This window comes from Butyrivibrio sp. AE2032 (genome assembly GCF_000702965.1).
In genome coordinates this window covers 274,304-297,541 of sequence record NZ_JNLF01000002.1, presented here as the reverse complement: position 1 = coordinate 297,541, position 23,238 = coordinate 274,304, and the positions used below count along the sequence as shown (strand labels likewise).

The following is a 23,238-nucleotide window of genomic DNA, read 5'->3' as shown; positions in this document are numbered from 1 at the left end:
TGGAGGTGATATAAATGGAAGCAAAATCAGGAAAGATATCGGTTACCACCGAAAATATTTTTCCGGTTATCAGGCAATGGCTCTATGAGGATAAGGATATCTTCGTAAGAGAACTCGTATCGAACTGCGCGGATGCAATTGCAAAGCACAGAAGACTCGTCGAACTCGGCAAGGCTGAGAAAGAGCCCGACGGCGCCGAATATTCGATCAGGGTCGTTTACGATGACGATAACAAGACGATATCGTTCGAAGACAACGGTATCGGCATGACAGAGAATGAGGTCGAAAAGTACATCAACCAGATCGCATTTTCCGGCGCTCTTGATTTTGTTACCAAGTATCAGCAGGAATCAACGGACAAGACCGGCATCATCGGCCATTTCGGTCTCGGTTTCTATTCCGCATTCATGGTCGCTGATGAAGTAACCATCAATACCAAGAGTTTCATGGAAGATGCAGAGCCTGTCATCTGGAAGTCTGCAGACGGCATGGATTTTGAGATCCTGCCATCCGACAAGGAGTCCAGAGGTACGGTCATCACGCTGAAGCTCTCTGAAGATGCAATTAAGATCTTTGATTCCGCAACGCTCAGGATGACGCTCCGCAAGTACTGCTATTTTGCACCTGCCGACATTTATTTTGTCGACGTCAAGTCCGACAGACTCCACGAGGAGAGTGAGGAGAAGCGCAGGAAAGAAGCAGAGGAAAAGGGTGAGACATTCACACCTTCACCGGTTTCCTATGTGCCTGTCAACAACAAGTCGCCTCTTTGGACAAAGAAGCCTTCTGAGTGTACAGAATCTGAATATAAGCAGTTCTATCACAGCGTATTCAACGACGGCAGGGATCCTCTTTTCTGGATCCACCTCAACATGGATTATCCTTTTACTCTGCAGGGTATCCTTTATTTCCCGAAAACTGACAATGTTTACCAGTCTCTTGAGGGCCGCATCAAGATCTACAATCACCAGATCTTCGTAGCAGACAATATCGAGGAGATAATCTCTGATTTCCTGTTCCTTCTTCAGGGTTGCCTTGACTGTTCAGACCTGCCGCTCAATGTATCGCGTTCGGCACTTCAGCAGGATGAGTACGTAAAGAAGCTTTCCGGTCACATCATCAAGAAGGTATCAGACAAGCTCAACGAACTCTTCAAGAAGCAGAGAGAGGATTTTGAGAAGTACTGGTCTGACATCTCCGTATTCGTTAAGTACGGCATGATGAAGGAGGAGAAGTTCTATGAGAAGGTTGAGGGCATCTGCCTTTTCAAGACCGTCGACGGCGCTTTCAAGACCATAGAGGAACTCACTTCCGAAGAGAAGAAGACCATCAGATATACCACGGATCCCAAGGCTCAGGCAGCTTATGTCGAGATGAGCAAAAAGGACGGTTATGAAGTCGTCGTAATGGACGAAGAGATCGACAATAACTTCATGTCGTACTACGAGATGAAGAAACCCGATTACAAGTTCAAACGTGTTGACTCAGAACTTTCCGGTGAAGAATCAGACGAAGAGACAAAGGAAAAGCTCAAGGGATTCTTCAGGAGCGCGGTAGGTGATGATAAGCTCATCGTTTTCGCGCAGCAGATGGGCAAGGACAACCTGCCTGCTCTCATCAGGGAAGCAGAGCACAACAGAAGAATGAAGGAAATGCGTGCCCAGTATGAGAGAATGATGTCATCGATGGGTACGATGTCCGAAGAAGAACTTGCCGACATGTTCCCCGAGACCGAAGAGCTCGTTGTCAACACAGACAGCCCGCTCATCGTAAAGCTCCAGGCATTGGAGGACATGGGCACAAAGAAGGAAGAGGCAGACCGCCTTGCACAGCACATCTACGATCAGGCCAAGCTTGCTCACGGATCGCTCGACAGCGAAGGTCTCGAGAGATTCCTCAAATACAACACCGAACTGCTCTCAAAGAGCGCCGACAATCTGTAATTAAATTTCACAAGGAGAAACCTTATGAACGAGAATGATGTAAGACGCGTATTGTCCGAAAAGAAAGAGGGCTTCAATGTCGAAGCCGGCGGTATCCTTCATGATGTTAAGTACGATCTTAACGTATCAGGCATCGAAAAGGTCCGTGTCATCAACCGCTACGATGTTTCGGGCGTTACTGATGAAGAGTACGAAAACGCCAAGACCGTTGTCTTCAGCGAACCTCCGGTAGACATCCTTTACGACGAGACAGTTGATCTTAGTGATGCGGCTTATGTGCTCATCGTTGAGTCTTTGCCAGGTCAGTATGACCAGAGAGCTGATTCAGCTGCACAGTGCATCCAGTTCATGACAGCAAAGGAAAGACCTATCGTAAAGTGCGCACGTATCATCGCATTCTACGGTGCTGTCACTGAAGAAGAAAAGGATAAGATCAAGGGTTATCTCATTAACCCCGTTGAAGCACGTGAGGCATCGGCAGATAAGCCGGCAACACTTATCGACAAGTACGACATTCCTACAACAGTTCCCAATGTCGACGGCTTCCTTGATATGTCAGATGAGGATCTTGAAGCTTTAAGAAAGTCCATGGGACTTGCAATGAGCTTTGCTGATATCAAGTTCGTTCAGGATTTCTTCAAAGATCAGGGAAGAGTTCCTACAGTTACAGAGATCCGTGTTCTTGATACATACTGGTCAGACCACTGCCGTCACACAACATTCCTTACAAACCTTACAGATATTAAGTTTGAAGGCGATGACGAGCTTACGGCTGAGATCCGCGAAACATATAAGGATTACCTCGCAACAAGAGAAGATGTTTACGGCGAGAGGATTTCCAAGAAGCCTATCTGCCTCATGGATATCGGTACTATCGCAGGCAAGAAGCTCAAAAAAGACGGCAAGCTCGCTGACTTGGACGAATCCGAAGAGATCAACGCATGCTCGATCAAGGTAAGGATCGAAGTTGACGGTGAGCCTCAAGACTACATCTTCATGTTCAAGAATGAGACTCATAACCATCCTACGGAGATCGAACCTTTCGGTGGTGCTGCAACATGTTTGGGCGGCGCTATCAGAGACCCGCTCTCCGGAAGATCTTATGTATATCAGGCCATGCGTGTAACAGGCGCAGGCGATCCTACGGTACCTGTTGAACTTACACTCAAGGGTAAGCTCTCCCAGAAGAAGCTCTGCCGCACAGCAGCTGCAGGTTATTCTTCATACGGTAACCAGATCGGTCTCGCTACAGGTCTGGTCGATGAAGTTTACCATCCCGGTTATATCGCAAAGAGAATGGAGATCGGTGCCGTTGTAGGCGCTGCTCCTGCATCCAATATTGTCAGAGAAAGACCTCAGGCAGGCGATATTGTAGTTCTTTTGGGCGGCAGGACAGGCCGTGACGGTATCGGCGGCGCTACAGGTTCATCCAAGGCTCACGATACACAGTCAGTTGTCACATGCGGTTCAGAAGTACAGAAGGGTAATCCTCCGACGGAGAGAAAGCTCCAGAGACTTTTCAGAGATCCTGAAGTAACACGTCTCATCATCAGATGTAATGACTTCGGTGCAGGCGGCGTATCCGTTGCGATCGGTGAGCTCGCTGAAGGCCTTTCGATCAACCTCGATGCAGTTCCCAAGAAGTACGATGGTCTTGACGGTACCGAGATCGCTATCTCAGAGTCACAGGAGAGAATGGCTGTTGTAGTTCATCCCGCTGACCTTGATAAGTTCATGGCAGCTGCAGCTAAGGAAAACCTCGAAGCTACAGTAGTTGCTGAGGTTACAGCTGAGCCCATCATGAAGATGGTATGGAACGGCAATACGATCGTTGACCTCCCCAGATCTTTTATCGATACAAACGGTGCTACACAGTATGCAGAAGCTGATGTTGTACCGCAGGGAACAGGCGAGTTCCTTGATACACCTGCAAACGGCTTTGTAGCAGGAAACTTCGCCGAGAGCCTTAAGGGAACACTTAACTCTTTGGAAGGCGCTTCCAGAAAGGGCCTTATCCAGAGATTCGACTCTTCGATCGGCGCTGCCACAGTCGTATGGCCTTACGGCGGTAAGATGCAGAATTCACCTGAGGAGGGTATGGCTGCCAAGATCCCGCTCGATCACGGTACAACACACGACTGCTCAGTAATGACATATGGTTTTGATCCTTACTACATGGAATGGAACCCTTATGCTGGCGCTTACCATTCAGTAGTTGAGTCGCTTTTAAAGCTCCTCGCTATGGGCGTTGATCCTCTGAAGGCAAGACTCACATTCCAGGAATATTTCGAGAGAATGGGCAGCAACGAATCATGGGGTAAGCCTCTCGCTGCACTCTTAGGCGCTTACAAGGCTCAGCTCGATTTCGGCACAGCTGCAATCGGCGGTAAGGACTCAATGTCCGGTACTTTTAACGATATCCACGTACCTCCGACGCTCGTATCTTTCGCTGTAGGAATGTCCACAACAGATAAAGTCATCACAGCCACACTTACAGGCAAGGGCCAGAAGCTCTACCTCATCAAGTGTGCAAGAGACGGCAAGGGTTCATACAAGAAGGACCATGTCTTAAGAGTTATCAAGGCTGTAAAAGAACTCCTCGATAGGGGCGAGATCAAGAACGCAGCAGTAGTAAAGAGCGCAGGTGTTGCAGCAAGAGTTGCGCAGATGTGCTTCGGTAACAAGCTCGGTTTCGATTTCTCAGACAAGCTTACAGAAGCTGATCTCTTCTCCAAGACATTGGGTTCCATCATCGTAGCCATCCCCGCTGACGGCAATGCTGTCGATAAGGTTGAGATGGCAGGCGGTAAGTTCCTTGGTACAACTAACGATACAGGCGACTTCACATATGCAGGCGCTTCCGTATCCGGCAACGATGCTGTTGAAGCTTACGAAGGCAAGCTCGAAAGGATTTTCCCTACAGTTGCCAAGTCAGCTGAGATGCCTTTTGCAATCGACGTTTATACAGCAGGCGAGCCTAAAAAGGCTGCTCCCGGCGTTCTCAAGGGTGCCAAGCCGAAGGTAATCATTCCTGTATTCCCGGGCAATAACTGCGAGATTGACTCTGCAAGGGCTTTCGAGAGAGCAGGCGCTGATGCTGAAGTATTCGTAATCAGAAACAGAAACCAAAATGATATCAACGAGTCTTTTGCTGAACTCGCAGCAAAGATCCGTGAAGCAAACATCATGATGATCCCCGGCGGGTTCTCCGCAGGTGACGAACCTGAGGGTTCCGGTAAGTTCATTACAGCTTCCCTTAGAAACAGCGGAATCGCTGATGCCATCGCCGATCTCCTCGATAACAGGGACGGTCTTGCGCTCGGTATCTGCAACGGCTTCCAGGCTTTGATCAAGTTAGGTCTTGTTCCTTTCGGCAAGATCTGTGACATGACATCTGACAGTCCGACGCTCACTTTCAACAACATCGGCAGACATCAGAACGTTTATGCAAGAACAAAGATCATGACAAACAAGAGCCCCTGGCTCTCACTCTGCAATCCCGGCGAGATCTACGAGATCCCTCTTTCTCACGGTGAAGGTAAGTTCGTAGCTTCTGAAGAACTCGTCAGAAAGCTTGCTGCTAACGGTCAGATCGCTACATGCTACGTTGATCTTGACGGTAACTATGCATCCGATACACAGTTCAACCCCAACGGTTCCATCTGCGCCATCGAAGGCATCACATCACCTGACGGCCGTGTCCTTGGTAAGATGGGTCATACTGAAAGATACGAATCTGACCTTACAAAGAACATTCCGGGCAACAAGTACCAGAAGATCTTTGAATCAGGCGTAGCTTACTTCCTGTGATGAACAGAGAGACCATTAAAGAAATATTGCAAAACGAAGGAATTCTGCCCCAATCGAAGTTCGGGCAGAATTTCCTTTGTGATGAGGAAATAATCTCTTCCATAGTAGAGCTCTGTGAGATCGGCAGGGAAGACCGTGTGCTGGAGATAGGACCCGGATTGGGAAGCCTTACATATCCTTTGTCTGAGCTTACCTCAAATCTCACATGCGTTGAGATCGACCACGGACTTGCTGAATATCTGTCGGATAACATCACAAATGCAAGGATAATCAACGCTGACTTTATCAAGGCAAAAGATCTCGGATTTTTTGATGTCGTTGTCAGCAACATTCCTTACTATGTGATGACGGACATAATGAAGAAGCTCTTCGGTGAGTTTCCGAAAGCAAGGAAGATGGTATTTATGGTTGAGGACGAGGCCATTGCCAGGATCGACTGCGGTCCGAACACCAAACAGTATGGCCCTCTGGCGATACTCTGCAGTCTGTACGGCTCTTATACTTATGAGTTTAAGGTCCCTCACACGGCGTTTGTTCCGCAGCCGAGAACGACTTCAGCCGTTATCAGTTTCAGAAGGGAAGATACGGCTGACATATTATCTCCCGGATTCGTGAAGTTCCTGAACACATGCTTTGCAATGAGAAGGAAGATGCTCAAAAAGAATCTTTCCCAGATGTTTGCTGCAGATGTGATAGACGAAGCTTTCAGATCAGTCGGCATCAGCGAAAATGCCAGGGCAGAGGAGCTTGAACCTGAGACGTTCAGTTGTTTATATGCTGCACTGAAAAAATGATTTGAAAAGAAGTTTAATTTTTTTAGTTATCATGTATTTCTTCCGAAAAAATGCTTTGCAGGTAACTCGGGAGTTTAGTGATATACTATATTATCTTCTAATATGCGGAGGGTGATTACATGAGAAAATCCAATGCCAGTCTGCTCGGCAAATATTCTGACGGCTCTTACAAGCGTAAGGGTAAGAAGGACGCCCCCGCAATCGTCGAGTATAAGCAGCTCTATAAGGGTGAGATAAAAGCCAAGACCGTTACAGAGAAGAAGGAAATGACATTGGAAGAACGTATCCAGGCCAGAACAAAGCCTGCAACAGACCCGGATGCCAATGAGGAAAGTGCACAGATCACCATCGGCGGCGTACAGTATCTTGTCAGGAGCGGTGACGCCGGATATGAGCACATGATGAAGGTCGGAGCACTTGCCGACGAGATCTATAAAGACACAAAGAAGAATAATCCGTATATTGCCACGAACAAGACAGCGATAATGTCTCTTTTCGAAGCGTGTGACCAGATAATCTCTTTGAGAACAGAGAACAGCGCGCTCAAGACTGAGATAGCTTACTATAAGGCAAAGGAGAGGGCGGCAGCAGGTGAGAAGAAGCCTGACGTTAAGCCCACACCCATGGAAGAACTGGCTGAGAAGGTCAGTTCCGGTGGTTTATTCGACCATTTAAAGTTAAAGAGTACTGATGACGACAAAAAAGAAGATTGAACTACTGGCTCCGGCAGGCAACCTGGCGATCTTGAAGACCGCCGTTGACAGCGGAGCCGATTCCGTTTATCTCGGACTGAAAGAGTTTTCCGCCAGAGCGGGAGCTGAGAATTTCACCATTGAAGAACTTGAAGAAGGCGTTGATTATGCGCATGCCAGATCTTCAAAGGTGTTCCTCGCCGTCAACACATTGATGAGCGATATGGAATTCGAGACATTTTATCCGACCATAGCTGAAGCGGTAAATATAGGTGTGGACGGTCTGATAATCCAGGATCTGGCTGTGCTTACTAAACTTGCCAAAGATTTTCCAGATCTTACCATCAACGCGAGCACGCAGATGAATGTCTATTCGGCAGACGAGTTCAGCAATCTCGCAAAGATCGGCGTTAACCGCGTCGTACTTCCCAGGGAATTATCCTGTGATGAGATTGCTGCCAGAACAAAGATCGCTTCGGGATTTAATATCGAGACTGAAGTCTTTGCTCACGGTGCCGTATGTGTATGTGCATCAGGACTCTGTCTTTTCTCCGCAATGAACAGGAGCGGCACAAGGTCGGGAAACAGAGGATCCTGCGCCCAGCCCTGCAGGGAAGAGTATGGTCTTTATAATGACGGATTAAGACTCCGTGAAGGTCATCTTATCTCTCCCAAGGACAGGGATGTTACTGATTATCTGGCAAGCCTCATCAGGAGCGGAGTATCGAGCCTTAAGATCGAAGGCCGCATGAGGGATGCAAACTATGTCAGGTCAGCCGTTTACTGCTACAGAAGGATGATCGATGCATATTATGACGGTAAGCTCGGCAAAGACATCATCAAAGAGATAAAGAACGAACTCCTTGTTAACTTCAACAGGGGAGGTTCGTTTACTTCACAATATCTGAGCGGTAACAAGGATGATAACATCCTTTCCGGAGAATACCCGGGCAAATACGGCGTCAGGATAGGCCGTATAAGCCGTCTGGACAGTAAAACGGGAAAAGTATCGGTCGGCATAAAGCAGGGCGCCACAGAGCCTCAGAAGGGCGATTATCTGTCCATCAGAGAAAAGGACAGGGAGATCTGTTCTTTCCCGGTCGGCAAGACCAATCTCGGCCTCAACGGACTTGATATCAAGGGACTTCATCCTGACATGATCAAGAAGTTAAAGCCAGGTTATGAAGTCTTCCTGATGAATCATGAGACTGTAATTGACAGGAAGGATCTAAGAAGAACTCCTGTACGTATCACCATAATCAACAGAGGAAATGAGATTTCTGCAAAAGCTCAGATCATGCGCGGTATTGCCGCTAAGGCTGATGCGGAAGCCCGTACTGACATTCCCGAAGGATATGAGGGAAAGCCTCTTATAAAAGACCGTATAACCGAGCAGCTTGGAAAGACTCTTGATACTCCTTTTATGGTTGAATCTGTGGTCTTCGAAGGCGACGATACATTCTATTGTCCCGTCAGCGTCATCAATTCCCTGAGACGTGAACTCCTTGAGACGTTGGAGAGCAACGTCATTTCGATGTTTAAGAAAAACTACGGCATGGATTATGTCGAAGATTCAGAGTATTACGACGGATTGCCGGAGGACACGGGCGAGATCAGGAACATGTATACATATCCAGTCTTAAGGCTCAATGAGGACATCCTTGAAGAGGGCGCGGACATATATGCTTTCAGCGTTTATGACCTTGCGGTTCCCGAGCTTTATCAGAAGGCGACTGAATTCGTAATGGAACACGGTACCGAGATGGTACTGCTCCTGCCTGATTTCCATCACGACAAGCTCAATAAGGTGATCGAAAACGTAATAGCTTCATTGAAAGCCGATCTCGGCAGCGCTTTTAAAGCCGTGCTGACTTCAAGGCTCCTTACTGACAGGAAATTCATGAAGGATCTTGATCTTTTCGCATCTGCCGGGACGAACTTATACAGCAGTAAATCGCTTGCTCACGCATTAGAATATGCCGACGCGGTAATGCCTTCATATGAAGTCAACGTTGATGATCTCGTAAACAACTGCAGAGATCTTTTGGAAAAGGTTAAGTTCGAAGATAAAAGACCTGTCCTGATAGTTCATACTGAAGGTCTCATCCCGTGGATGCAGTCCGATTTCTGCGCGGCAGGGAGGAACAAGAGACCGTGTAATTTCTGCGCTTCCCAGTCCGTTTTCGAAATGAAGATGCGAAGAGACGGGGAGGGGACAGCTCTTAAGGTTATACCCCATCCGGTCGATTGTTCCTGTTCCATATACGGAAAACCGAAGAATCCCGTAGATGAGATCATCGCACAGGAGATCGCCGATCTCGGATTTGACGTCATCTGCAATTACACAATACTGCCCGGAGGACAGATAAATGGCTGAAATTTTCATCGAGAAGTGCAGGGAAGACGCAAAGCTTCCTCAATATGCCCATGACGGCGATGCCGGTATGGATCTTTATGCGGCAGAAGAAGTGGTGATAGAACCCGGCAGATCCGCACTCGTTCCTGTCGGAATTAAACTTGCAATCCCTTACGGCTATGAAGTACAGATTAGGCCCAGGAGCGGAGTGTCTCTTAAGACGCCTCTGCGCATACCGAACAGCCCCGGAACAATCGACTGCGGTTACAGGGATGAGGTCAACGTAATCGTTTACAATGCTTCTATGATGCACGAGGAAGGCATTGAAGCAGAGCCTTTGACGCTCGATCAGAAAGGCTGCGTCCACGGAACATATAAGATCCGCAAAGGCGACCGCATCGCGCAGATGGTCGTAGCAAAGGTCGAATACTGCAAGTTCGTCGAGACAGATAACGTAAAAGACATCGGCGAAGACAGAGGCGGCGGATTCGGTTCGAGCGGAGTTAACTGAATGAGCAACGGTTTTGTCAGTTTCAGCGGGAATTCTTCAGGCAAAAAGAGTTCTTTCGTAATGAGGTTCGCATTGGTATTCAGTATCCTTGCGCTCATCATCATCTCTTTTATCGCCCTTACCGTTTTCTCGTCAAACAGATTAATGAGCTTAAAAGGTTATGAAGTTACCAACGTGCCTTCAAACATCCTTCCGTCTTACAGTACGACGAGTTTCCAGTCTGCTGACGGACAGACGTCACTCCAGGGGTGGTTTTTCAAGACCAAGAATCCTATATCCACGATTATAGTCGTGCATAACGCCGGTTCCAACAGACTTCAGTTCGGCGTCGAAATGATCGACATGATCGAAGGTTGGCTTGAAAACGGCTACAACGTATTCATGTTCGATCAGCGCAACTGCGGCACATCGGGCGGCGATATCTGCACCTACGGATATCTTGAATGGCAGGATGTATTGGGCGCTATCGCGATCGTAAAGCAGATCTCCGTTACTACCGACGTTATCCTCTACGGTATTGGCACAGGCTGCACGTCATCCATCATCGCTTACACCAGTCTGCCGCCCGCAAATGCAAGCGAGCAGACGCTTTCTTCGTACAGCCAGAGGATAAGGAATCTCGGTTTCGACAGATCTTATGTTATCGGCATGATCCTTGATTCGCCCGCAAAGGAATCCGATGACTATATCAAGCCTGAAGTCATTCAGAGCGAGCCTCTTGGTTTCATCACGCAGTTTTCTGTTCCATATGCGATCAGGGTCTCTTCAAGTGCGACTAATGTCAGTCTTGCCGCAGAGATCGCCAGGCTTCCCATACCTGTTCTTATCCTTTACGGCGGACACGATACCTTTATCGGAGCAGACAAGATAGACCAGATAATCACCGAGCGCAGCAGATTAAACTCCAGCATCACGAGGAGCATAATGGTATCAGGCGCCGGTTATCTTGAGGAATACAGCATAAACAAGAATCAGTATATCGACACGGTTACTGATTTCCTTAATTCATTCTATATGGTGGATGACTGATATGGAAAACGGCAAAGACATACTTATACTCGGCATTGAGAGTTCATGCGATGAGACTGCGGCATCCGTTGTAAAGAACGGACGCGTAATATTGAGCAACTGCATCGCTTCACAGGCTGATTTCCATGAGGAGTACGGCGGTGTCGTTCCCGAACTCGCATCACGCATGCATGTCGATGCAGTCTATCCGACGGTCCAAAAAGCGCTTTCCGATGCAGGTGTGGCTCTTTCTGACATAGATGCCGTTGCTGTTACTTATGGCCCGGGTCTTGTCGGCGCATTGCTCGTAGGGCTTTCGTGCGCGAAAGGTCTTTGCGAAGTGTCAGGCAAGCCTCTTGTAGGCGTAAATCATCTGAAGGGACACATTGCGGCTAATTATCTCTGCTTTGAAGAGCTCGAGCCTCCTTTCCTGTGCCTCTGTGTCAGCGGCGGCAATTCCATGATCGTAAGAGTAGACGATTATACAGACATGACCGTTCTTGGCCGTACCAGGGATGATGCGGCAGGGGAGGCCATAGACAAGATTGCTCGTGTTATTGGACTTGGTTATCCGGGCGGTCCGAAGATGGACAAGGCAGGACAGGGAGGAGATACGTCCCGTTATGTCTTCTCGAAAACCCATATGGGCGATACGCTTGATTTCTCTTTCTCGGGTCTCAAGACATCAGCACTCAACCTGATCAACGGTTTGAGACAGAAGGGTGAAGAGATAGACATAAAGGATTTCACAGCATCTTATCAGCATGCGATCGCGGAAGCCCTGTTAAAGAATACCATGACTGCTGTTGAGCAGACGGGAATAAAGAAACTCTGCCTTGCAGGAGGCGTATCGGCCAATTCGTTCTTACGCGCCGCATTCGACAAAGAAGCTAAGAAGAAGGGTATCAAACTCTATTATCCGGCTCTTCAGTACTGCACGGACAATGCCGCCATGATCGCATCCTGCGGTTACTATGAATTCATGAATGGAAAAAGGGACACGCTCGATCTTAATGCGTATCCCTCTTTGCAGATGTGATCTGATTTAAGACTTAAAGATCAGTCTTCGAATTTGGTGAAGTCGTCACAATATGTATAGTAACTTCCTGAGACCGGTATTTCTCCGACCGCTTTATCTATAAGTTTTTGAGTGTCTTCAAAGATAGACCATGTGTCATATCTGATATCCCAGAAAACAAAAGCATTCTCAACATATCCCGTATGCTGCTTTCCTGTACCGGATTCGGTAAATACCCAATAGACATTACACCAGCCATAAGAATAAGGAACTCTTTTTGATATGCCGTCAGAACCGATCTTGCAGTTCTTTACTGTTGTGTTGGTAGCCATGGCGCCCGAAGAATAGAAGTAGTAGAATTCATCGTCGATAAACTGCCAGTCGGTAGCCATCGCGCCCTTTTTACCGAAGTAATACCATGAGCTTCCGATCTTCTTCCAGCCTGTCTGCATAGCTCCTGATGTTCCGAAATAGTACCAGGTGCTGCCGATCTTCTTCCAGTCTTTCTGCATTGCGCCCGAAGTGCCGAAATAGTACCACTTGCCGCCGATCTCTTTCCAGCCCGTCTGCATTGCTCCCGATGTTCCGAAATAATACCAGGAGCTTCCGACCTGCTGCCATCCTTTAGCCATTGATCCGTTGGCTTTAAAGTAGTACCATTTGCCGCCATCCTGCTTCCAGTCAGAAGAGAGCATGTTGCCTGAAGGCGTAAAGAAATACCAGCTGCCGCCTATCTGTTTCCAGCCTGTGGTCATCGCTCCGGAAGAAGCAAAATAATACCATTTGCCTGCCAGTTCCAACCATCCGGTTACCATCTTGCCTGTGTCCGGATCAAGATAGTACCATCTGGATCCGTCCCGGATCCAACTAGTTGCTTTTTCGTCATTCTCATAGTAGTAATAGTCGTTGCCTTCCTTTATCCATCCCTGTTTGACTGCAGGTGCAGAAGGGGCCGAGAGGATGAGCGAACCGAGAATGACTGCTGCGATTGCTTTGAGCATAAATATCCCTCCCAAAAGATTATTTGGATCTATTCCACTTTTAAAGAATATCATTATTTTTTTACTTATTGAAGCGACAAGCAGTAAGGATTCAGTTAAGATTTGCAAAAAACAAGTTTGCAGCTAAAATATACGATTATGGCAATTAAAAAAGGTATAAAGATAATAGCAGAGAACAGAAAAGCCTATCACGATTACTTCATCGAGGAGAGGTTTGAAGCCGGCGTGGCTCTGTCCGGAACTGAAGTTAAGAGCTTAAGGGCAGGGAAGGTGAACCTCAAGGATTCCTACGTACAGGTAAAAGACGGGGAGATGTGGCTCATAGGCGTTCACATCAGCCCTTATGAGAACGGCAACAGGTTCAATCTCGATCCCGAACGCAACAGAAAGCTCCTGATGCATAAGAAGGAGATAATAAGGCTTTATTCGACCGTCAAGCAGGACGGTCTTACGCTCGTGCCCACGAAATGCTATTTCAAGGACAGCAAGGTCAAGTTTGAGATAGGTCTCGCAAGGGGTAAAAAGGATTACGATAAGCGTGAAGTCATGGCAAAGAAAGAAGCAAGCCGCGACATCGACAGAGCAATGAAGAATGCCAAGAAATACGGATAAACATACAATTATTCCAAGTATTGGACTCGCGGCAACGCTTCATAAATTATATAATTAGAAAAAACAGGGGAACCAGAAGGGAAGACGATGGTAGAGAGAATCAAGGAAAGGGCACATGCAAAAGAGATATCGATCAGATATGTCTTTTTGACGATCGTATTCTGGATTCTTACGATTGGTTGGATCATTGTGATCTTTAACCTGTCAGCTGATACTGCCGCTGAATCGTCCGAACTGTCACACGCAATACTCGAATACCTTAATGAGATATTCAACACTAACGTGATGGATGATGCGATGCTCAGGAATGTGGCACATGCATCCGAGTTTGCCCTGCTTACTGTTTTATCCTATATGGCTCTGTCTTCAACTAATAAGATCTCAAACAAGACATCTTATGCAGAGAGTCCCGTTAAGCTCTTAAGATCAGACAACGAGATGAATATCATCTTTACATTATGGTTCTCGATCCTCAACTCAATCTTTGATGAATATCATCAGTTATTCGTCATCGGACGTGACGGATCCATCCAGGATGTTCTGATCGACATGATCGGAATCGTTCTCGTACTTGTAATCGTCAGAGTCGTTTTCTCGATCTATCTCAGAACCAAGGGCCGGACCGAAGTTGTCTATACCGGTTTTTCAAGCAGCGAAAAATAAGAAGAGGGTTTTCAGCCTGTCATACGTTTTTCCGTTTTTTCTTTATATCTAATTCGGTATAATTACAATTTTGGTGAATTGGGAAGAGGTTTAAAATAGGAATACGTAAGATTCATCGGTTTCAGATATTCTGATACACAGGTTTTTCCGAAAATATAATCAGTTCATATCGGATGATCAGTTTATTATTGATTCGTAATTAACATCATAAATGATCAGGCCGTCCCAAGTGATCCCGGGACGGCCTTACATTTTTTAATCAGTTTGTATCAGCTCAGCTAAAATTCGAAATTTCGCGTCCGTTCGGATTCATGCATACGCCATTCTTGTCGAAGTCATAATATTTTCCGTCGATATATTGGCTTGATAATGACAGAAAAAGATCAATCAATATGTCCCTTATATTCGAGGCAGAGCATTGTAAGATCGTCAAACTGAGGAGCATCTTTGACGAAGTCTTTTACGATCGAATCTATGTGATTGATTATCTCCTTCGGAGATCCCGTTTCCTTCATACGGAGTGAATGAACGAGCCTTTCGGTGCCGAATAATTCGTTTGCCGAATTAGTTGCTTCGGGAACGCCGTCCGTGTAAATAAAGAGTTTTGCACCCGGTTCCATCTGAAGCTCGTAGGATCTGTATTTCGAGCCTTCCATGGCGCCTAAAACGATACCATGCTTATCTTTTATCATTTCAAAGCTGCCGGCGGCTTTCTTCAGCACCGGGTATTCATGACCGGCATTGGCTGCTTCGAGGATTCCTGTCTCAAGATCCAGACAGCCATACCATACGGTGACGAACATCTCTTCATGGTTGTTTGTGCAAAGCTGATTGTTTACATATTTTAGGACATCTGCCGGTCTGTTGCCCATCATTGCGATGTTCTGGATGAGGATCTTTGAGACCATCATGAACAGCGCTGCGGGAACGCCTTTTCCTGATACATCAGCCATTACTATGCCGAGATGGGTATCGTCGAGCAGGAAGAAATCGTAGAAGTCGCCGCCGACTTCCTTTGCGGGGTTCATCGATGCGAAGATATTAAAATCATCTCGTTCAGGGAAAGCCGGAAAGATATTGGGAAGCGTCTCTGCCTGGATCCTTGTAGCCATTGAAAGTTCGGTGTCCAAACGATCTTTTTCCTTCTGCTGATTCTCGTATTTTTCGGTCTGTATCCGGATGATTACAAAATACAGATATGCAGCAGAAATGACTGTCGCAAGGATAACGAACTGTATCTGCTGGAATCCCAGCTGGAGTGCTATTGCAGCCAATGGGGACAAAAGATAGAGCCATAGAGCGGATGCCAGTTTTTTGTTTATCTTATTCCTGTATCTGATGAGCAGGAATACATTCTGTATGAGCATCAGGATGTGCATTATATTTGACATCGCATAACCGCGTGAACGGTGATAGACATTCATCTCATCGAAGTAGTAATAGAAATCCGTAAACTGATCTATTAAAAGTCCCAGAGTGTGTACAGTGATCAGTACAAGAAAGATAATGTTTATCAGCTTTCCGTTCTTCCCCGGAGCCGCGATAAAGAGGATCAGGAGTGAGAGCATGTAGATCATGAGGCCGGAGACGAAGAACTCTATGAATGTTACAGCGCGGATACTGATGGAAACTGCCGTTCCCGTATGATTTTCAAGAAGCATGCGAATGAAATGCATCGAAATGTATATGTTGATCAGGGTAAAGAAGATCTGGAAGTATTTCTTCACTTCCTTCCGGATGTGCATTCCCGAACCGACATGCAGGATGCTCAGGCTGCAGATACCGATCCCGGCTGCAATGAAGAATATATTGATCAGATTGGAAACGCTCAGATCGATACTCATAGGCACACCGTCCTTCCCTTTTGTTTATAGGAAAATAATACCAATGAATAAAAATATATTGGTTAAGGAATGATAACGTTTTTTTGAATAATCGGTCCGCCCTGAAAACCTGCTCAAGCTGTTCTGCAAAAAAAGGTGTCCCGGCAGTAATGCCTGAGACACCTTGAAAAAACGCTATTTGCCGGTAAGATCAGCCGATCTTGTCCAAAGCCTGCTTGAGGTCAGCGATGATGTCATCAGGATCTTCCATACCAACGGAGAATCTGATGAGATCGCTGGGGATGCCTGCTTCTGCGAGCTGCTCATCCGTGAGCTGTCTGTGTGTATGAGAAGCGGGATGTAAGAGCAATGTCTTGCAGTCAGCAACGTGTGTGGCTATGGTAGCGAACTCGAGTGAATCCATGAACTTGATGGATGCTTCCCTTCCTCCCTTTACACCGAAACACATAACACCGCATGTTCCCTTAGGGCAATACTTCTTAGCGAGTTCATGCTGTGAATCGCTCTCAAGTCCGGGATACTTTACCCATGCGATACGGTCGTCAGAAGCCAGGAATTCAGCAACCTTCTGTGCATTTGCGCAGTGACGTGCCATACGTACGGGAAGTGACTCAAGGCCGATCTGAATGTAGTAAGCATTCTGGGGTGACTGGATAGAACCGAAGTCTCTCATGAGCTGGGCTGTAGCCTTTGTGATGTAAGCTGCCTTACCGAACTTTGTTGCATATGTAAGACCGTGATAAGACTCATCGGGTGTGCAAAGACCGGGGAACTTGTCAGCATGAGCCATCCAGTCGAAGTTGCCTGAATCGATGATGGCGCCGCCGACAGATGAACCGTGGCCGTCGATATACTTTGTTGTTGAGTGTGTAACGATATCGCATCCGAATTCGATAGGACGGCAGTTTACGGGTGTTGCAAAAGTGTTGTCTATGATGAGCGGGATACCGTTGTTGTGTGCAAGAGCAGCGAACTTCTCGATATCGAGGATGTCGACCGTAGGATTTGTAATGGTCTCGCCGAAGATACACTTTGTATTAGGTCTGATGTATTTCTGGAGTTCTTCAAGAGGAAGTGTCTGGTCTACGAATGTGCACTCGATGCCCATCTTCTTGAATGTGACGCCGAAAAGATTATATGTGCCGCCGTAGATGTTTGCGGATGCGATGAAGTGGTCGCCAGCTTCGCAGATGTTGAATACTGCAAAGAAGTTTGCTGCCTGGCCGGAGCATGTGAGCATTCCTGCAAAACCGCCTTCCATTGCGCAGAGCTTGGAAGCTACGAAATCATTTGTGGGATTCTGAAGTCTGGTATAGAAATATCCTGAAGCCTCGAGATCGAAGAGCTTACCCATGTCTTCAGATGTTGCATATTTCCATGTCGTGCTCTGATAGATAGGTACCTGTCTCGGTTCGCCGTTGCCCGGATTGTATCCGCCGTGAAGTGCGATAGTGTCTACTGAATTTCCCATTTCCTGATCCTTCTTTCGTGATTATTCTTCTTCACCGGATATAGCCAGTGAATCAACCAATACCGACGGCGTAAAGAACTCGCCCTCGCCGGACGGCAGGTTAATTATATCATTTCCGACGGAAATAATAGATTTTATTACTTCATAGAAGTTGCCTGCCACAGTTATCTGCTCTACAGGTCTTCCCTGCTTTCCGTTTTCGATAAGATAGCCTTCGCAAAGGAGCGAGAAATCGCCGCTGATGGCGTTAACGCCTGCGTGAAGTCCCGACAGATCGGTGAGGATGATGCCTTCGCCTGCCTCTTCGAGAAGCTCTTCAAAACTCTTCTCCCCTGCTTCTACAACGAGATTTGTCGGCATCTCGGAAACTGCGCTGCCGCCGCGGAAACCGTTACCCGTTGAGGTTTTCCCTGCTTTATATGCTGACTTGAGGTCGTAGAGAGCCGTTGCGAAAACACCTTTGTCGATTATAGCTTTGGAAGTGGTAAGCACGCCTTCGTCATCGAAAGGGATCTTTGTCAAAGCCGCATCATACATAGGCTCTTCCTTTACAGTAAATACGGAAGAAGCAATGGTCTCCCCTTCTTTATCGGCAAGAAGCGAAAGGCCTCTCTGCATCGTTGTTGCGAGGAAGTTGCCGAAGAATACCATAAAGAACTGCTGGAAAGCTTCGCTCTTTAATACAACCTTGTAATTGCCTGATTTACAGGACTTGGCGCCCATCTTGCCGATCAGGTTTTCCTTGAATTTCTTAAGGAACTTATCGAGATCGAAATCATCAATGTCCCTGCCTATCCAGTAATGTCCGCCGCTCTTGACGCTCCCGTCGGCATCCGTTGCCCTGGCAGAGGCCATGATGGAGATGCCGTCGGAATCCCTGTAAGAATGAAGGCCCTTTGAATTGATTATGAGGTAAGGCCCCGTGCTGCAGCTGATGGTAAGGTAATCGACGGCGTCGATCCTCTCATCAAGAGCCAGGATAGCCTTTTCGAGCTTAAGACCGAGCTCGGAAAAGCTCTTATATGTGTTTTTCGCGTATGCTTCAGTGACCTGTGAAAAATATAGGTCCTTGTTGTTCTCGTCGCAGTAGATGAACTGGGGATCCTCGTCGTTTAAGACTTCGCAGTTCTCCATGGCGGACTTCAAAAGGAAATCGATGGATGAGTCGTCTAAGATGTTTGTCGAGCAGTATCCCATCTGGCCGTTCTTAAGACCTCTGAAAGACAATGCGCTCGTAGCGCTGTTTTCGTAGCTCGATACTTCACCGTTTAATATGTCGATGCTCATGGAGCCTTCGGTGGCATAGGATGCTTCGCATTCCTCAAAGCCGTATTCCTGACCGGCCTTGACGAGTTTTTCCATAAATAACTCAGCAGTTTTAATGTCCATATCATTGCCCTCCCTTAAGAATCTCTTCCGCCGACGAGTATCGAAGATACCCTGATCGTAGGCTGGCCGACTGTAACGGGAACGGAACCTGACATGGATCCGCACATTCCTGCGGAGAGCTTTAAGTCGTTGCCGACCATGTCGATATTCTTTAAGATCTCCTGGCCCTTACCGATGAGCGTAGCTCCTCTTACGGGCTCTGCGATCTTGCCGTCTCTTACCATGAACGCTTCGTTGACGGCGAAATTGAAATCTCCCGTCGAAGTATCAACGGAACCGCCGCCCATCTGCGTGCAGTAGAGACCGTACTCTGTGTTAGCGATGATGTCCTTGGGATCGGATTCGCCGTTGCAGATATAAGTGTTGCTCATTCTGGATGTAGGAGCGTAAGAATAATTCTGACGTCTGGAGCATCCGGTGGGAGCACAGTTCATACGTCTCGCACCGAGCTCGTCAACAAGGTAGTTCTTTAAGATGCCGTTCTCGATGAGAAGCAGATCGGAGGAACTGTTGCCCTCGTCATCAGTCGCATATGAACCCCATTCACCGTCGATCAACGCATTGTCTCTTGCGCTTACGATGGGTGATGCGATCTGCTGGCCGAGTTTATCGGTGAAGTAGGAATTCTTGATGCCAACGGAAGTTGCCTCAAGAGCATGGCCGCATGCTTCGTGGAATATAACACCGCCGAATCCGTTGCCAAGGATGACTGACATCTTTGCAGAAGGCGCATAACCGGCGTTTACCATGCGGATAGCGGTGTCGCAGCATTCCCTGGTCTTGTCGATGAGCGGATATTCGTTGATGAACTCATAGCCTCTCATTGTACCGGGAGCCACCCTGCCGCTCTGTTTCTCATTGTCTTTGGTCGCGATGGCTTCAACAGAGAGCCTGATCCTGCTGGTCGTATCCTCGGAATTCACTCCTCTGGTGTTGATGACCTTTGCCGTGCGCTTATTGCAGGCGATCGCTGATGCTGCCTGTGTAATGAGCGGACTGTATGAGAGCGCGTAATCGGAAGACTTGCGCAGGAAATCAACCATCTCCATTTTCGAAACGGACATCGGGTCGATTTCGATGGTCGACTTGGTGGTGGAACATAGTGCCTTTAAAGCCTCTATCCTTCCTTTGTCCTGTCCCTTGATGGCTGCGGCTGCCTCTCTTGCGAGCTTTAACAATACTTCGATATCGTTATCGCTCGAGTAAACATAAACCGAATTGGTTCCTGCCAGAAGTCTTATTCCCGTACCGGAATCAAAACCTGTTGCGGCTCTGATTACCTGGCCGTTCAAAAGGCTTACCGACTTTGATTCGGTAACTTCCTGGAATACTTCGGCAAAGTCTGCCGTTGTGGACATTGCTTCTTCCAATATCCTCAGGCAATCACTGTCGTTAAACATAAGCACCTCTTTCTAAAAACAAGAAAAGAGGATTTATTGGAATTCTCCTCTTTTCGTAAGAGTTATATTTCTTTGTGAGCGATTCCGCACAAGCGAAGCGCGGAGGACCCAGCGAACAAAGATATATAACTCGCAATCAATAACGTTTTATCTTCTTAGATGTGTTCTTTTCGAACTCAGTCATTCTCAATACTGTCTTCTTGATCTTCTTGTAGCTTTCAAGCTTTTCGTTTGTCTCGGCTACAACAGTCTTAAGAATGTCCATGATGACTTCTTCAGAGGGATCGGAATCAAGACCGAACTTCGACTTGATCTCATCGAGATCCGGGAAGATCGTGGCCGTGATGACGATATCGTCCTTGACCTCATCGTTGACGCCTGATACGACTGACTCTGCAACGTAAGGACTTAATGAGAGCAGATACTCGATCTCTTCAGGGAATACGTTCTTACCGTTCTTGGCGATGATGACGTTCTTCTTTCTGCCCGTGATGATGCAGAAACCGTCCTCGTCGATATAGCCCAAGTCACCTGTGTGATAGTAACCGTCCTGATCCAGTGCGAGAGCTGTATTCTCGGGATCGTTATAGTATCCGAGGAAGTTGTTGTCACCTTTCGAAATGAATTCGCCGATGCCGTCAGCGTCGGGATTAAGGATCTTAACATCGCAACCCGGGAGCGGAAGTCCTGCTGCATGGTTCTTGAAGAACTTGTCTCGGTTCAGGGCGAGGATCGGAGCGCACTCCGTAAGACCGTAGCCCTGTACGCACTTAAAACCGATGCTCTGGAAGAATGTGAGGATCTCGGGATTAACAGGCGCGCCGCCCAGGATGATGAGTCTCATCCTTCCGCCGAATACGTCATGGATCTGCTTGAAGAGCTTTCTTCTCATGCTGTTCGGAAGATGCAGAGTGTTGGCGAGCTTGATACCCTTTTCGAGCTTCTTTGCCTTCTCGGGATCGGCCTTAACGCCCTTCATGATCTTCTTGTAGAAGAGTTCGAGCATGACGGGAACCATGAGGATACATGTCGGCTTAACTTCCTGGATGTTCTGCGCGATGTACTTGAGACCTTCGCAGATGGCGACCGTCGTGCCTCTGTAGACCTGGCCTAAGAATCCGCATGTGCATTCATATGTGTGATGCAGCGGGAGTACTGAGAGCCATACGTCGGATCTGTCGATGTAGAGCATCGAGAACATGGACATGAGGTTCTTGCAGATGTTCTTCTGGCAGAGCATTACTGCCTTTGATTTGGCTGTAGTGCCTGACGTAAAGAGCAGGATCGTCATCTCTTCGGGGTCGATCGTTGCCTCTGTAAAGGTCTTGTCGCCCTGTTCGAGTTTCTTTTCGCCGATCTTGAGGCAGTCCTGATAGTAAAGGAATCTGTCGTCATCGATCTTATCCATGCAGATCCAATATTTGCAGGTCTCAACCTTGCCGTATACCTGATTGACGATGGAAAGCTTTGACTTGGAGAAAAGAAGAATGTCTACCTCTGCCCTGTTGAGCATATTGAGGACGTCATCTACCGGAAGTTCTTTATCGAGCGGAACGACGCATCCTGTGCCGTTCGTTGTTGCGAGATAGGATGTGTACCATTCGTATCTGGTCTCGGAAAAGATCGCGATCCTCGCGCCCTTCTTAACGGTGCTCATGAAATAAGTTCCGAGAGAGTCGATATCGTGATCGTACTTTTCAGTGGAGATCGGGACATACTCTCCGCCCTTATGCTCCTTTACAAGGAATACGGGGTTTTCCGGAAACTCGTGAAGTCTCTTCTTAATTACGTCTCTGAGATCATGGATCTCGGTGACTTCATATAAACCTGAATAAGGGTCTTTCATAGATCAGCAGAATCCTTTCTCTATAGCTAATTCGGCACGTTCCTTGTTCTTGCCGCCCTTTGCGATCTCATTTGCGACAAAGTCGGGGTGTGCCTTTATGAATGCAGTCATGTAATCAGCGGGAGATTCGAGGAAATGGAGGATCATCTCCTTCTGTGCCTCGTTAATGATACCATTTGCGGTCGCCTCATCAAAAAGCGCCTTGTCTATGCCGGTAAGTGCATGGAGCTCAACACCTAAGTTCTTCAGCACTTCCCTGCCGCTCTGGCATCTGTCGACGACAGCGACCGTATCAGTGATCTCTGAACCGATGCCTCTGATAACGGGTATCCAGGCTCTCTCATAAGAAGATGCTTCGGTAATGAGATCCGCGATGTGGAGCGCCTTCTTGCCTTTAAGGTCGATATCAAGTGAATCGACAGCTCCTTCTTCGATCTTTTCGGAATATACGAAATTCATGTCCTTGAAGATCGTGAGATGGGGCTTACCTAAAAGATATGCAGGCATCATGGAGAAGAAATAGTCCCTTCTCTCACCGCCGGAGATATAGTCAAAATCGAGCTTTGATGCTGCTTCGGCGAGTTTGTCCGAAACCATCTTGAAAGTGCCGCCCTTATTGTAGTAAGCGAGCATCATGTCGAAGATCTCCTCGGGAGCAGTAAGTCTGTCGGAAGCGATCGCCTGTTCGATCCTCTTGAGGACTTCGCCTGCGGCTGCTTCATTCTCCAAAAGAAAATGAGTATTGATGAAGAATGGTCCCAAACGGCCTGACGTATACCAGAAAGGCTGATCTTCAGGTGCGACCCTGATGGCGTTCGTGGCAAACAGTGCTTCGATTATGGTGTTTTCCATGCTGTCTATCTCCTTATCTTTTTATCAA

General features: G+C 47.4%; 17 protein-coding genes. 10 read left to right on the top strand and 7 right to left on the bottom strand.

Going from position 1 to position 23,238, the window contains the following annotated elements; translation table 11 throughout:
* The first annotated feature begins 14 nt into the window (after nt 1-14).
* The 8 genes from htpG (at nt 15) to tsaD (ending at nt 12,153) form a co-directional block, all read left to right on the top strand.
* A complete protein-coding gene (gene htpG / locus BO18_RS01255) occupies nt 15-1,943 on the top strand; it encodes a molecular chaperone HtpG (RefSeq protein WP_034442582.1) in 1,929 nt (642 codons plus the stop codon).
* Nucleotides 1,944-1,967: 24 nt separating this feature from the next.
* Nucleotides 1,968-5,753: a phosphoribosylformylglycinamidine synthase gene (locus BO18_RS01250; protein ID WP_034442579.1), complete on the top strand. Its 3,786-nt coding sequence runs from the start codon at nt 1,968-1,970 to the stop codon at nt 5,751-5,753.
* Nucleotides 5,753-6,547: a 16S rRNA (adenine(1518)-N(6)/adenine(1519)-N(6))-dimethyltransferase RsmA gene (rsmA, locus tag BO18_RS01245; RefSeq protein ID WP_051688410.1), complete on the top strand. Its 795-nt coding sequence runs from the start codon at nt 5,753-5,755 to the stop codon at nt 6,545-6,547. Before BO18_RS01250 ends, rsmA begins: the two co-directional genes overlap by 1 nt.
* Before the next feature lie 119 nt (nt 6,548-6,666).
* Nucleotides 6,667-7,260, top strand: a complete 594-nt coding sequence (locus tag BO18_RS01240; protein WP_034442577.1) for a cell division protein ZapA — start codon at nt 6,667-6,669, stop codon at nt 7,258-7,260.
* Nucleotides 7,238-9,616 carry a peptidase U32 family protein gene (locus BO18_RS01235; RefSeq protein WP_034442575.1) on the top strand — a complete coding sequence of 793 codons (2,379 nt, stop codon included), beginning with the start codon at nt 7,238-7,240 and terminating at the stop codon, nt 9,614-9,616. The genes BO18_RS01240 and BO18_RS01235 overlap by 23 nt, the downstream gene beginning before the upstream one ends.
* Nucleotides 9,609-10,106 (top strand): dUTP diphosphatase, encoded by a 498-nt coding sequence (gene dut, locus BO18_RS01230; protein ID WP_034442572.1) that lies wholly within the window; start codon nt 9,609-9,611, stop codon nt 10,104-10,106. Before BO18_RS01235 ends, dut begins: the two co-directional genes overlap by 8 nt.
* The gene (locus BO18_RS32235; RefSeq protein ID WP_051688409.1) at nt 10,107-11,135 is read left to right on the top strand and encodes an alpha/beta hydrolase; all 1,029 of its coding nucleotides are present in this window, start codon (nt 10,107-10,109) and stop codon (nt 11,133-11,135) included.
* Between the two features lies 1 nt (nt 11,136).
* Nucleotides 11,137-12,153, top strand: coding sequence for a tRNA (adenosine(37)-N6)-threonylcarbamoyltransferase complex transferase subunit TsaD (gene tsaD, locus BO18_RS01220; RefSeq protein ID WP_034442570.1), 1,017 nt, complete (start codon nt 11,137-11,139; stop codon nt 12,151-12,153).
* A gap of 20 nt (nt 12,154-12,173) precedes the next feature.
* On the opposite strand, the gene BO18_RS01215 is transcribed toward tsaD, so the two are convergent.
* The gene (locus BO18_RS01215) at nt 12,174-13,133 is read right to left on the bottom strand and encodes an N-acetylmuramoyl-L-alanine amidase family protein (RefSeq protein WP_051688408.1); all 960 of its coding nucleotides are present in this window, start codon (nt 13,131-13,133) and stop codon (nt 12,174-12,176) included.
* A 138-nt stretch (nt 13,134-13,271) separates the two neighbouring features.
* Between BO18_RS01215 and smpB the strand changes: the two genes are divergently transcribed.
* Nucleotides 13,272-13,745: an SsrA-binding protein SmpB gene (smpB, locus tag BO18_RS01210; RefSeq protein ID WP_034442566.1), complete on the top strand. Its 474-nt coding sequence runs from the start codon at nt 13,272-13,274 to the stop codon at nt 13,743-13,745.
* A gap of 87 nt (nt 13,746-13,832) precedes the next feature.
* Nucleotides 13,833-14,408: a VanZ family protein gene (locus BO18_RS01205; protein ID WP_034442563.1), complete on the top strand. Its 576-nt coding sequence runs from the start codon at nt 13,833-13,835 to the stop codon at nt 14,406-14,408.
* A gap of 383 nt (nt 14,409-14,791) precedes the next feature.
* Here BO18_RS01205 and BO18_RS32230 read toward each other — a convergent pair whose 3' ends face one another.
* From BO18_RS32230 to BO18_RS01175, 6 genes are all read right to left on the bottom strand, one after another.
* The gene (locus BO18_RS32230; RefSeq protein WP_051688407.1) at nt 14,792-16,252 is read right to left on the bottom strand and encodes a PP2C family protein-serine/threonine phosphatase; all 1,461 of its coding nucleotides are present in this window, start codon (nt 16,250-16,252) and stop codon (nt 14,792-14,794) included.
* Nucleotides 16,253-16,442: 190 nt separating this feature from the next.
* A complete protein-coding gene (locus BO18_RS01195) occupies nt 16,443-17,723 on the bottom strand; it encodes an O-acetylhomoserine aminocarboxypropyltransferase/cysteine synthase family protein (protein WP_034442560.1) in 1,281 nt (426 codons plus the stop codon).
* A 21-nt stretch (nt 17,724-17,744) separates the two neighbouring features.
* Nucleotides 17,745-19,112, bottom strand: coding sequence for a TldD/PmbA family protein (locus BO18_RS01190; protein ID WP_034442559.1), 1,368 nt, complete (start codon nt 19,110-19,112; stop codon nt 17,745-17,747).
* A 14-nt stretch (nt 19,113-19,126) separates the two neighbouring features.
* Nucleotides 19,127-20,512 carry a TldD/PmbA family protein gene (locus BO18_RS01185; protein WP_034442557.1) on the bottom strand — a complete coding sequence of 462 codons (1,386 nt, stop codon included), beginning with the start codon at nt 20,510-20,512 and terminating at the stop codon, nt 19,127-19,129.
* Between the two features lie 136 nt (nt 20,513-20,648).
* A complete protein-coding gene (locus BO18_RS01180; protein ID WP_034442555.1) occupies nt 20,649-22,358 on the bottom strand; it encodes an AMP-dependent synthetase/ligase in 1,710 nt (569 codons plus the stop codon).
* Nucleotides 22,359-22,361: 3 nt separating this feature from the next.
* The gene (locus tag BO18_RS01175; protein ID WP_034442552.1) at nt 22,362-23,210 is read right to left on the bottom strand and encodes an orotate phosphoribosyltransferase; all 849 of its coding nucleotides are present in this window, start codon (nt 23,208-23,210) and stop codon (nt 22,362-22,364) included.
* Nucleotides 23,211-23,238 lie beyond the last annotated feature (28 nt).